9 protein-coding genes and 1 tRNA gene are annotated in these 10,846 nt (G+C 57.1%); 6 read left to right on the forward strand and 4 right to left on the reverse strand.

The features are described from left to right. Positions 1-207: 207 nt before the first annotated feature. Both ppdK and MUU53_RS22370 read left to right on the forward strand, forming a co-directional pair. Entirely contained in the window at positions 208-2,883 is a 2,676-nt protein-coding gene (gene ppdK / locus MUU53_RS22365) for a pyruvate, phosphate dikinase (RefSeq protein WP_247262822.1), read from the forward strand. Between the two features lie 312 nt (positions 2,884-3,195). After that, entirely contained in the window at positions 3,196-4,440 is a 1,245-nt protein-coding gene (locus tag MUU53_RS22370; protein WP_247262823.1) for an MFS transporter, read from the forward strand. Between the two features lie 44 nt (positions 4,441-4,484). Here the strand turns inward: MUU53_RS22370 and MUU53_RS22375 are convergent, their stop codons facing one another. After that, positions 4,485-5,573: a glycosyltransferase family 4 protein gene (locus tag MUU53_RS22375; protein WP_247262824.1), complete on the reverse strand. Its 1,089-nt coding sequence runs from the start codon at positions 5,571-5,573 to the stop codon at positions 4,485-4,487. A 93-nt stretch (positions 5,574-5,666) separates the two neighbouring features. Then, complete coding sequence (locus MUU53_RS22380) at positions 5,667-5,858, reverse strand: hypothetical protein (protein WP_247262825.1); 192 nt, start codon at positions 5,856-5,858, stop codon at positions 5,667-5,669. 134 nt (positions 5,859-5,992) lie between these two features. Between MUU53_RS22380 and MUU53_RS22385 the strand changes: the two genes are divergently transcribed. Beyond that, positions 5,993-6,967 carry a DUF1499 domain-containing protein gene (locus tag MUU53_RS22385; protein WP_247262826.1) on the forward strand — a complete coding sequence of 325 codons (975 nt, stop codon included), beginning with the start codon at positions 5,993-5,995 and terminating at the stop codon, positions 6,965-6,967. 30 nt (positions 6,968-6,997) lie between these two features. Here MUU53_RS22385 and MUU53_RS22390 read toward each other — a convergent pair whose 3' ends face one another. Then, complete coding sequence (locus tag MUU53_RS22390; RefSeq protein ID WP_247262830.1) at positions 6,998-7,912, reverse strand: MBL fold metallo-hydrolase; 915 nt, start codon at positions 7,910-7,912, stop codon at positions 6,998-7,000. 173 nt (positions 7,913-8,085) lie between these two features. On the opposite strand from MUU53_RS22390, the gene MUU53_RS22395 reads away from it, so the two are divergent. From MUU53_RS22395 to MUU53_RS22405, 3 genes are all read left to right on the forward strand, one after another. After that, positions 8,086-8,160 (forward strand) — tRNA-Gln (locus MUU53_RS22395). A gap of 285 nt (positions 8,161-8,445) precedes the next feature. Then, positions 8,446-9,405 (forward strand): DNA methyltransferase, encoded by a 960-nt coding sequence (locus MUU53_RS22400; protein ID WP_247262827.1) that lies wholly within the window; start codon positions 8,446-8,448, stop codon positions 9,403-9,405. Continuing rightward, complete coding sequence (locus tag MUU53_RS22405; RefSeq protein ID WP_247262828.1) at positions 9,402-10,316, forward strand: hypothetical protein; 915 nt, start codon at positions 9,402-9,404, stop codon at positions 10,314-10,316. The genes MUU53_RS22400 and MUU53_RS22405 overlap by 4 nt, the downstream gene beginning before the upstream one ends. A 170-nt stretch (positions 10,317-10,486) precedes the next feature. Here the strand turns inward: MUU53_RS22405 and MUU53_RS22410 are convergent, their stop codons facing one another. Next, on the reverse strand, positions 10,487-10,771 hold the full coding sequence (locus tag MUU53_RS22410) for a DUF2293 domain-containing protein (RefSeq protein ID WP_247262829.1): 285 nt from the start codon (positions 10,769-10,771) through the stop codon (positions 10,487-10,489). Between the last annotated feature and the right edge of the window lie 75 nt (positions 10,772-10,846).

The following is a 10,846-nucleotide window of genomic DNA, read 5'->3' on the forward strand; positions in this document are numbered from 1 at the left end:
GATCTCCAAAATCAGCTTTGAATCCGATTTGCGCTCTTTTGGGAATCCCAATCCTTAAATCATCACCACGACCTAAAAATCCATGTGACCCGTCGTATTATTGCTGCAATGCAACATGATGCTGCCATTCCCCGTTTCCAAGTCACCGCAACTACGGTAAATGCTTGGGAAAAAAGAAGCAGTTCATGCTCGGGGCTGGAGGCAAACATGGCAACGAAATGGGTCTACAGGTTTGGAGATGGCGCGGCGGAAGGCGGCGTGGCCGATGTTGCGTTGCTGGGCGGCAAAGGAGCAAACCTTGCCGAAATGGCATCGCTCGGGCTGCCTGTGCCGCCCGGAATGACGATCACCACGGAAGCCTGCCTGTTTTTCTTTTCCAAAGGAAAGGCGCTTCCGCACGATCTGCAGGGCCAGGTTCTCTTGGCGTTGTCCGACATGGAGAGGATTACCGGCCGCACCTTTGGCCAGGGTGCCCGTCCGCTTCTGGTATCGGTCCGTTCTGGTGCGCGGGCGTCGATGCCTGGCATGATGGATACTGTGCTGAACCTTGGCCTGAACGACCAGACGGTGCAGGCGCTTGGTCACGATAGCGGCGATGCGCGCTTTGCCTGGGACAGCTATCGCCGCTTCATCCAGATGTATGGCGATGTTGTCATGGGTCTCGATCACGAGGTCTTCGAGGAAGTGCTGGAGGACGAGAAGGCGCGCCTCGGCCACGATTACGATACGGAGCTTTCTGCCGTCGAATGGCAGCATGTGGTGTCGCTCTACAAGCAGGTCATCGAGGAAGAGCTGGGCGAAGCCTTCCCGCAGGATTGTCATCTCCAGCTCTGGAACACCATCAAGGCGGTTTTTTCGTCCTGGACGAACACGCGCGCGGTCACCTATCGGACCCTCCACAAGATCCCGCATGATTGGGGAACCGCGGTCAATGTACAGGCCATGGTGTTCGGCAATCTGGGTTCTACGTCGGCAACGGGCGTTGCCTTTACGCGCAATCCGTCCACCGGTGAGAACAGTCTCTATGGCGAATTCTTGGTCAATGCCCAAGGGGAGGATGTCGTGGCAGGCATTCGTACCCCCCAAAGCTTGACGGAGGAGGGGCGCCTCGCCAGTGGCTCTGAAAAGCCCTCCATGGAAAAGCTGATGCCGGAGGCTTTCGCCGAGTTCCGAGACATTTGTCATCGGCTAGAAGCGCATTACGGCGACATGCAGGATGTCGAATTCACCGTAGAACGTGGCAAGCTGTGGATGCTGCAAACCCGCAGCGGCAAGCGCACAACACGGGCCGCGATGAAGATTGCCGTGGATCTGGTGGATGAAGGCGTCATAACCCGCGAACAGGCCATCTGCCGCATCGATCCGCCCTCGCTCGATCAACTGCTGCACCCGACGATTGACCCGCGCGTTGAGCGCGTGGTGCTGGGCTCGGGCCTTCCGGCCTCTCCCGGGGCGGCCAGCGGAGAAATCGTCTTTACGGCGGAAGATGCGGTGGATGCGGAAGCAGAAGGCCGCAAGGTCGTGCTGGTGCGCATCGAAACCAGCCCGGAAGACATCCACGGCATGCATGCGGCTGAAGCAATTCTGACGACGCGCGGCGGTATGACGAGCCATGCGGCAGTCGTTGCGCGCGGCATGGGTATTCCGTGCGTGGTGGGCGCGGGTGGTCTGCGCGTTGATCTGCGCAACGAGCTTCTGATCGGCCCCGGCTTCACGCTGAAAAAGGGCGAGATGATCACGGTCGATGGGTCTTCCGGCCAGTTGCTGAAAGGCGACGTGCCCATGATCCAGCCGGAGCTTTCCGGTGATTTCGGCCGGCTGATGGCCTGGGCAGATGAGATCCGCCGCATGACCGTACGCACCAATGCCGATACGCCGCAAGATGCCCGTGCGGCCCGCTCCTACGGTGCCGAAGGCATTGGTCTGTGCCGTACCGAACACATGTTCTTCGAAGGCGGCCGTATCCATGTGATGCGCGAGATGATTCTCGCCGAAGACGAGGCCGGGCGCCGTGCGGCGCTGGACAAGCTGTTGCCCATGCAACGTTCCGACTTCACGGAGCTCTTCACCATCATGTCCGGTCTGCCGGTCACCATCCGCCTGCTGGATCCGCCGCTGCACGAGTTTTTGCCAAAGAGCGCCGAAGAAATTATCGAAGTGGCCGCGGCGATGGATATGGAGCCGGCGCTTCTGTCGCGCCGGGTGGAGGCGCTGCACGAATTCAACCCGATGCTGGGCCATCGCGGCTGTCGTCTTGCCATTTCCTATCCAGAAATCGCGGAAGTACAGGCGCGCGCGATCTTCGAGGCCGCTGCCGCTGCAGCCCGCGAAACCGGCGCACCCGTCGAGCTGGAAATCATGGTGCCGCTGGTCGGTCTTCGTTCGGAACTGGACTACGTGAAAGCCTGTATCGACCAGGTGGCGGCAGACGTCTCAAAAGAAACCGGCCTCCTCCAGATCGGATACCTGGTCGGCACCATGATCGAGCTTCCGCGTGCTGCTCTTCGCGCCCATGTCATTGCCGAAACGGCGGAATTTTTCTCCTTCGGCACCAACGATCTGACGCAGACCACATTCGGCATCTCGCGTGACGATGCGGCAAGCTTCATCCCGACCTACCAACGCAAGGGCATCATCGAACAGGATCCGTTCATTTCGCTGGATTTCGATGGCGTGGGCGAGTTGATCGGTCTCGCAGCAGAACGGGGCCGGAAGACAAGGCCTGACCTGAAACTGGGCATTTGTGGCGAACACGGCGGTGACCCGGCTTCCATCCGATTCTGCGAGCAGATGCGCCTCGATTATGTTTCCTGCTCGCCTTTCCGCGTACCAATCGCCCGGTTGGCGGCGGCGCAGGCCGCGATCGAGCATCGTCTGCGTTAAAATTTTTGCCAAAGTTGCGTCATCAGCCTGTCCGATTGCTGTTCGGATCAGAGACGCTCACTCGCGCAAAAATGTTCATTATTACTGTAACTCCGTTCAATGCTGACTTGGGATGCAACTAAAAATTGTGTTATTTTGCGTGACGGTAAGTTAGAAAAATCGAAGAAAAATCCCATATATCTATTATAGTAGTATTATAATCTCATTTGTCATAAAAATTTCGTTTGAAAATAGAAATTTTTTACATTATTTCCGACGTCCATTCGGTGACGGAATATTTTTTGTACGTAATTTAAGATTGCGAGGCATTCCTTGCGTTTACTCTTTGTGTTTTCTGGCCTTCAGGTTGGCCTGTTCCACGGTCCCGTTATCGTGGCCTTTTATTTGTCGCATGGGCTTAACCTGCAGCAGATCTTTTTGATCCAGGCGCTTCACTACGTGGGCAAGCTGGTGGCCAGTGTTCCCGCCGGTATCTTTGCGGATCGCTTCCGCAGAAAAAGTGCTTTGGCTTTAGGCGCGCTCCTGGTGGCCTGCGGCTATGTCGGTATCGGGCTTGGAGAGGGATTGGTCTTCTTCGCGGCCATGGAAATTCTGGCCGGTGTGGGACGTGCGTTTTTGAACGGTCCGGAATCGGCCTATCTCTTCGATGAGTTAAAGCATATGGGCCGTCAGGCTGACTATGAGAGGCTGGAAGCAGTCAATTTCGCGGTCGTGAACGGTGCGCTCATCCTCTATTATCTGCTCAGCGGTCCGCTCGCCAGCTTCGGTCTGTCGCTGCCCTATTTTTTCAGCGCCGCGGGTCTGTTCATGGCGACGGGCATTGCTCTCGTTTTGCCGGAGCATGCGGAAAGGTTGCACCCAGGCAAACCCATGCAGAGCTGGCGGGCCGGTTTCAGACAATCCGCGTCTTCGCTCAGTGCAGCGATGCGGGAAGTTCTCCGCTCGGATACTTTGCTGTTTGCGACCGTGCTCAGCGGCATCTTCCTGTTGATCCGTGAGCTGAATTATTTTGCGGAGCAACCTTTGTTGAGCGCCTTGCAGGTCAAGCTGGAATACTATGGCATTCTGCCGGCGGTTGGTTCAATGCTCTGGGCCGGTGCCTCCTGTCTTGCGCCCCTGGTCTTGCGCCGTTTCGGCAGATTGGCCAGCAGTCTGCTTCTCGCCAGCAGTGCTTTTGCTCTGGCCTTTGCTCTCACAATCCTGCCCATCTCCTACGTATCGATCGGGCTCTACGCCGCCTTCTACGTCTTCTACGGCGTGGCCGATCCGATCCTGCGCATCATCAGCAATGTCAGCGTGCGCGATCCGCGACTGCGCAGTACCGTCCTCGCCTTGCAATCCAGCCTCTCGCTCTTGCCATTCTGCATCATTGCGCCAGGCTTTGGCCGCTTGCTGGATGAAAAGCCGCTATCGGCCGGTTTTGCGACCTTGACTATCATGGCGTGGTTTTCGCTGCTTGCTGTCAGCCTGTGGTATGGTCGAAGCCGCTTCTCGGCGTTGTTGCGCAAACCTGTCTTGTTCTCCTCGCGAAGAGAGCGTTTGCAGTCGGCGCGCTAAGCCTTATTGGGTGCCAGCCAAGTCAAGCGAAAGTCAAGGCAAAGTCACGGGCGGGAGCCATCCCGCGCCGTGGCCGGCCGTCGAATTCCGTTCAGCCATGCGTCCATGCCGGTAAATGTCGCGGCCCAGCTTGGAAGTGTCTGGCCAAATGTCCAGGCAAGGTCGCCAAACTCCCGTAACAGGGTCGGCGCGGACATCAGCCGGTCTATCTCCTGTGCCATTGCCTCGGCATCTTCCGCGGGCGCTGAGGTTACGCCAGCTTTGGCCCAGGTGGACACGGCGCCCGATGCGGTGCTGACCACCGGCACACCGTGGCGAAGTGCTTCGGCAATTGCCATTCCATAGCCTTCGTAGTGGGAAGCTGCGACATAGAGATCGCTCGCCTGCCACAAGGTTTCGAGCTCCTCGTCCGCTACATCGCCCAGAAAGCGGAAGCGATCCGAAAGTCCGAGATGCTCCACCTTTTCCTGAAGGCGCAGCAGATGGCCGGGATAGCGCGATGGATCGCCCACCACGTTCCAGCTCCAGTCAGGGTTCTTCAGGTGACTGGCAACGTCCAGAATGTAATCATAGCGCTTGCGCGGGATTATGGCGCCGATGGAGATAATGCGCGGTCCGCCATTGGCTGCAAAGTCGCCGACCGCGGTTCGCAGCACGGGGTCATTGCCCGGAACGGCTACGTGAATCGGAGGAGCTGAAAATCCATACTGCTCCCGCACATAGCGCGCGGTTTCGTTCGAGGTCACCAGAAGCGCATCGGCCCTGCTTAAGCTCGCTCTTTCCGCCTCGAACAGGCGTTTGCCTTTCTCGTCGCTGCCCGTGCCGTGTTCCATAACGTCCGAATGATGGAAAATAGCGGCAATCGGATGCGGCATCTGGCGAAACAGTTCCAGCAGGCGCCCGAGATAGACATGGTCCATCAGAAGAAGGGTGTGAGCGGGAAGCGCAGCCAGCCGTCTTGCCAGGGCTGCGCGCTCAGTTTCGGGAATCACGGGGAACCCCTGCCCAAGGCAATGCGTCTCAAGGTCAAGACCCTGCTCGCGCAGCATCTGCACAAGGCGGGAATTGTAAACATATCCTCCCGTCCTGACCGCGTAATCCGAACTGGTGATGTAGAGCACAGGTCTGGCCATGGCGCTGTCCACTTTTCGTGTTTCCTGTTGCAACTTACGAAACCAGGAGGCGCCACGATCAACCACTTGTCAAATATTTATCCGGTGCGGTGGTCAGTTCTGGTTTTGCATGCAGCGCTGCAAGGCGGGGCTGCCCGGCTCGAAACCGTAGCCAAGGCAGGTGCGTTCAGCTGCCGCGCGGCGTGCCTCGGGGCTCAGGCTCTGGCAGCTTGCGGTAAGGCTCAGCGTCAGTCCCAGGCCCAAGGCTTGAACCAGGCGAAACATTGTCTGCATTTGCGATTTCATGATGCGGCTTCCGGATGACGTGCTTGGATGAATGTCTTAAAAGAAAGTAGGCACATGTCGAGCAAAAGCAGCGCGAAAAGATCAGCAGGCGGGACTTCCGGTAAACGGAACGCCCGAGAAGGAAAAATTTCTCAATGACGGTGCGTTTCGTTCGTCCGGTGTCCTCTTCGGCCTATCTGGCAAAGAAAATGGCGTGGAGCTCACTGTTGCTGCTGGCCATGGCTTTTGCTGCGCACCGCTTCGGGCCGCTGACGACGCCTAGCTTCCTGGCGGTGGTCATCCTATGCGCGGTGCTGGGTGGTCTCAGCATACCGCTTGCACTGCATGGGCTGGCGCAGTTATGGACCACTGGCGCGCAGGGCGGGATAGCCTCCGCCAAGGCCCTGCTGTTGGCTTTGCCCGCCATCGCACTGTTTGCCGTCGGCATGTATCTTTCGCAAACGCGTCCGCCGCTTTTCGATGTGACGACGGATATTGCCGATCCTCCCCCCTGGCAGAAGCAGCCTGTGGCCGATCAGTTGTGGCTGTCTCAGCCCACCTTCGTCAGTCCGGTATCGCGGGAATTACAAGCAGAAATCTATCCGGGCATTACCAGCCGCCGTTACGAAGGCGCACTGGATCGTGTCTATGATGCCGTCGTGAAGGTAGCGGCGGCAAACCGCATCAAGTTCGACAAGGACAAGCTCGCCAAAGGGCAGAGCCAGAAAGCCAAGCCGGCCCCTTCCAGAACGCCTCAGTCGGGAGCCGGTGCCAACGGTGCAGCCGGTTCGGCCTCCAGCCCTGCTGGCAATCCTCCGACAACGGATGCCGCGCCTCCTGTGCCGGATGTGGTGCCGATTCCGCTGCCTCGCCCATCACCTGCGCTCGCCTCCCGGCTGCCTCAGGCACAGGCAAAGGGCGACCTTTCGCTTCAGGGATCGATGCGCACCTTCATTCTTGGCCTGCCCTTCGATGTGGTGATCCGCCTTCGGGAAGAGGAGCAGACGGTGCTCGTGGATATGCGCGTCGCCAGCCGCTACGGCTCGCATGATCTGGGCCTGAGCGCCGGCATCGCACAATCCTACCTGCGCGCTCTGGATGCAGAATTGCTGGGCATCGCGCAGGAATAGGTGAAGCCCGGATAAGTCGATGAGACCGGCTCAGGCAGGCCAGTAGCGTCCCGAAAGGGCAGGCGGGCCTTCCGTCAAAACCTCGCCCCGCTCGACCAGATCTTCCAGATGCGCCAGAACCGAAAGCGCGGCAGCGCCATGCAGCCGCTTGTCCGTCTTGGCATAGATCGCGTCCACCATCGCGGCAATCGTCCGGTCGCCGTTTCGGATACGCTCCAGCACGGCGCGTTCGCGCATCCGTCGGTGGGTGCGCAAGGCCCGCAGGAAGGAGGCCGGCTCCGCAATCGGGCCGCCATGGCCGGGAAAATAGATCCGGTCGGTCGTGCGCTCCATCATCTTATCGACGGAGGCCATGAAATCGCTCATGGAGCCATCCGGTGGCGCCACGATCGTGGTCGCCCAGGCCATGACGTGATCGGCGGAGAAGACGATGCCAGTCTCCTCCAGCGAAAAGGCTGAGTGGTTTGCCGTATGCCCGGGTGTATGGATGGCACGCAAAGCAAAGCCATCGGCCTCGATCACGCCGCCATCGGCAAGCACGATGTCCGGCTGGAACTCCATGTCGGAGCTTTCGGCAAACGGGTTCGTCTCACCCTCGTGCAGCGGGCGCGCTGCCCTGTGCGGGCCTTCCGCCACGGTCAGCGCTCCCGTCTCCGCCTTGAGGCGACGGGCAAGCGGCGAATGGTCGCGATGGGTGTGGCTGATGAAAATATGGCTGACTGTCTTGCCCTTCAGCGCTCGTATCAGCGCCTCGAAATGCGCATCATTCTCCGGGCCGGGATCGAGCACGGCAACCGTCTTGCCCTGGCCGATGATGTAGGAATTGGTGCCGTGGAAGGTGAAGGGCGATGGATTGTTGCAGGTTAGCCGCCAGACCCCTTCGGCCACCGGCACGGCATGCCCGTGCGAGGCCTCGAAATCGAGGGTAAATGCGGGGCCGGGCAGATCTGCGGCCATGTCCATTCCTTGCAAAGTGCGGTCTGATCAGTTGCATGTGGACGCATTCGACCAAAATGTCAAAAAAGAGATGGAAGCTGATTGCGGTGAGGCATGAGCTTTGCTAAACGCAATCCCCGACGCAACTGGTGCTTCGCCCGAAGCAACAAGGCCAGTGCTATTGGGGCGTAGCCAAGCGGTAAGGCAGCGGTTTTTGGTACCGCCATCCCCTGGTTCGAATCCAGGCGCCCCAGCCACACGTTTTACTTTAAGATAAATCGATAGGTGATTTCGTTTAAGTTTTCTGGAAACCGGAACACTTTTACGGTGTAGGCTACCGGCGCGCTTTTGTGGTTTTAGGTGTTGCCGGGAAGTGGTTGATGAACTCTCGGCCTTGCTATCAAAAGCCAGTGGTTTAGATCACATCTTACCCAGCGCAATTAATGTGAGTCGTTAGTGTTCGTGGATTGAGGGAAGAAATGGCAGGCCAATCCGGCAATACGATAAAGCTTGGGAATGCCACGCTCTGCCGAGGGGATTCCTTGAAGTTCTATGACAAATGGGATCCCCCAACAGTGATCATTTCCGATGGGCCATATGGTCTTGGAAAGTTTCCCGGTGAGCCACACACACCTGACAGGTTGGCCGAGTGGTATGCGCCTCACGCTGCCGCATGGGCAAAACACTCCGAGCCATTCACGACCCTGTGGTTTTGGAATAGCGAACTAGGTTGGGCAAAGTCTCATCCGGCGCTTGAAATGCACGGCTGGCAATACGAGGAAGCTGTGATTTGGGATAAGGGAATTGCCCATATCGCAGGGAACGTGAACTCCCGAACCATCCGAGGTGTCCCGGTCGTAACCGAGATTGCTGTTCGCTATACGAGGAAAGCCACTCTACCCAATTTGGAAGGGGACGAGCTTCCGCTGAAAGAATGGCTTCGTTACGAATGGCAGCGATCTGGTTTGCCGATGTCGCAAAGCAACGCTGCGTGCGGTGTCGCGAACGCGGCAACCCGAAAATATCTTACACAATGCCACCTCTGGTATTTTCCGCCGGGCGAGGCCGTTGTCGCTATGGCCAAGTGGTGCACGGAATACGGCTTTAAAACTGACCGGCCATACTTTTCGATAGATGGCATAATGAAGCCTACAGCTGATGCTTGGAATCAAATGCGGGCAAAGTGGCTGCATGTCCACGCCCTTACGAATGTTTGGCAAGAACCGCCTGTCCACGGATCCGAACGGGTGAAGCGGTCCGAGGGCGGTTACTTCCATGCAAACCAGAAGCCGCTCACTTTAATGGAGCGCCAAATAAACGCTTCCAGCGACAAGGGCGATGTTGTCTGGGAGCCGTTCGGAGGGTTGATGTCCGCCAGTGTCGCGGCTGCAAAACTCGGGCGGCGTTCGTTCGCTGCCGAGGTAAATGTCGAATTTTTTGAAGCTGCAACAATCAGGATGCGTAACGCGCTACCGGTTCGCCTACTTAAGGCTGTATCATGACCGCACCCTCCCGAACTAACGGACCCGCTGCCGACTGGAAGCATAGAGAACTTTATGATCGTGTCTTGGATACTCTGCACGCATTGCCTGCACGTTTCCGAACTGCACTTCGGATTGCAGGTATCAGCGCCACCGATCTGTTCACGCTCAATACTCCGTTAGGGGCCGCTATCGAGTCCTCGGTAGTTGAGAATCTTAATGACTTGCGAGAACTGTGGGATCCTGATGGCAAATATGAGATTTATTCATTTGTGAGGCAGGCACAGGTTTTCCCTGATGTGCGTCTGCAGACCTCTGCCCCTAATGTGGCGGAAGAAGAACGCATCATCATGGGGATAGAGCTTAAGGGGTGGTTCATCCTCTCAAAAGAGGGCGAGCCGTCGTTCCGTTACAAAGCCTCACCGAACGTTTGCGCGCCACAAGATTTGCTTGTCGTATTCCCCTGGGGACTTGATGAAGTGATTTCGGGTGCGCCCCGATTGATGCGTCCCTTCGTAGAAGAAGCGCGCTTCGCCGCTGAACATCGAAACCACTATTGGAAGGTTCTGCGAGGCAAGCAGGGTGATGACGCTAAGGTTATCTCCGCAGCGGTTAAGGAGCCATATCCGACCAAAAACCAAAAGTTTAATGACGAGGCAAAAAAGGACAAAGGCAACAACTTTGGCCGCGTTGCGCGCGGTGCGCTAATGACTGACTTTATCAATGGTCTCCTTGAGCAGCATATATCAGGTATCCCAGCTGTATACTGGCAAAGATTCCTCAAAATCTTTTCCGAAGGGGCGAGCGCAGACAGCGTTGAAAAGAAGCTCAAGAGTGTTCGGTCTGATGCCGAAAAGGCCGGATTGTCAGCTGATAGGTCGGAAGTCTTCGACAGCATCCTTGAAGGGCTGCGCGAGCTTGTTGCCAAATGAGGAAAACCTGGCGAGTTTATCGCCAGGCCCTGAAGTAACACTCAATGTGTAAGCTTCGCCTTTTGCTCGCCCTACTTCTCTATGGCTGTAGATAGCTACCAAAATTTATCAGTGCAGTTCCGGCTTAATAAACTGCACACTATATTGCTGTCTTCGTCCTGAACGCAATTTTATCGCAGCATTCTACCCCAGCGGGCAATAGTCTTGTTAACTTTAGGCTGCACCCGCTTGCGCGCTTCCTTGCGATCCATGCCTTCTAGCAACAGCGTATCGTAATCGGTCATGGTGTGTCGAAGCACGTTCTGCATGGTTATGCCGACTGCTCTGCCAATCGAGGCGCCCTTCCAATCTTTCTTTCTGATCTCAGAAACGAAGAAGGCTATCGCGAAATCCGGACAACCGGGGTGCTTCCTCCGTATGTGCTTCTCTATTGTTTCAGCCGTGAATTTTGTCATTGCTAGGTCGTGGTGATGATTTAAGGATTGGGATTCCCAAAAGAGCGCAAATCGGATTCAAAGCTGATTTTGGAG

Source organism: Affinirhizobium lemnae, assembly GCF_022968395.1.
Lineage (GTDB): Bacteria > Pseudomonadota > Alphaproteobacteria > Rhizobiales > Rhizobiaceae > Neorhizobium > Neorhizobium lemnae.

What these genes read in the sequence shown, in the direction of transcription:
- ppdK (WP_247262822.1), top strand. Translation starts at nt 208, where the DNA reads ATGGCAACGAAATGGGTCTACAGGTTTGGAGATGGCGCGGCGGAAGGC.
- MUU53_RS22375 (WP_247262824.1), bottom strand. Translation starts at nt 5,573, where the DNA reads ATGGCCAGACCTGTGCTCTACATCACCAGTTCGGATTACGCGGTCAGG.
- MUU53_RS22380 (WP_247262825.1), bottom strand. Translation starts at nt 5,858, where the DNA reads ATGAAATCGCAAATGCAGACAATGTTTCGCCTGGTTCAAGCCTTGGGC.
- MUU53_RS22385 (WP_247262826.1), top strand. Translation starts at nt 5,993, where the DNA reads ATGACGGTGCGTTTCGTTCGTCCGGTGTCCTCTTCGGCCTATCTGGCA.
- MUU53_RS22405 (WP_247262828.1), top strand. Translation starts at nt 9,402, where the DNA reads ATGACCGCACCCTCCCGAACTAACGGACCCGCTGCCGACTGGAAGCAT.
- MUU53_RS22410 (WP_247262829.1), bottom strand. Translation starts at nt 10,771, where the DNA reads ATGACAAAATTCACGGCTGAAACAATAGAGAAGCACATACGGAGGAAG.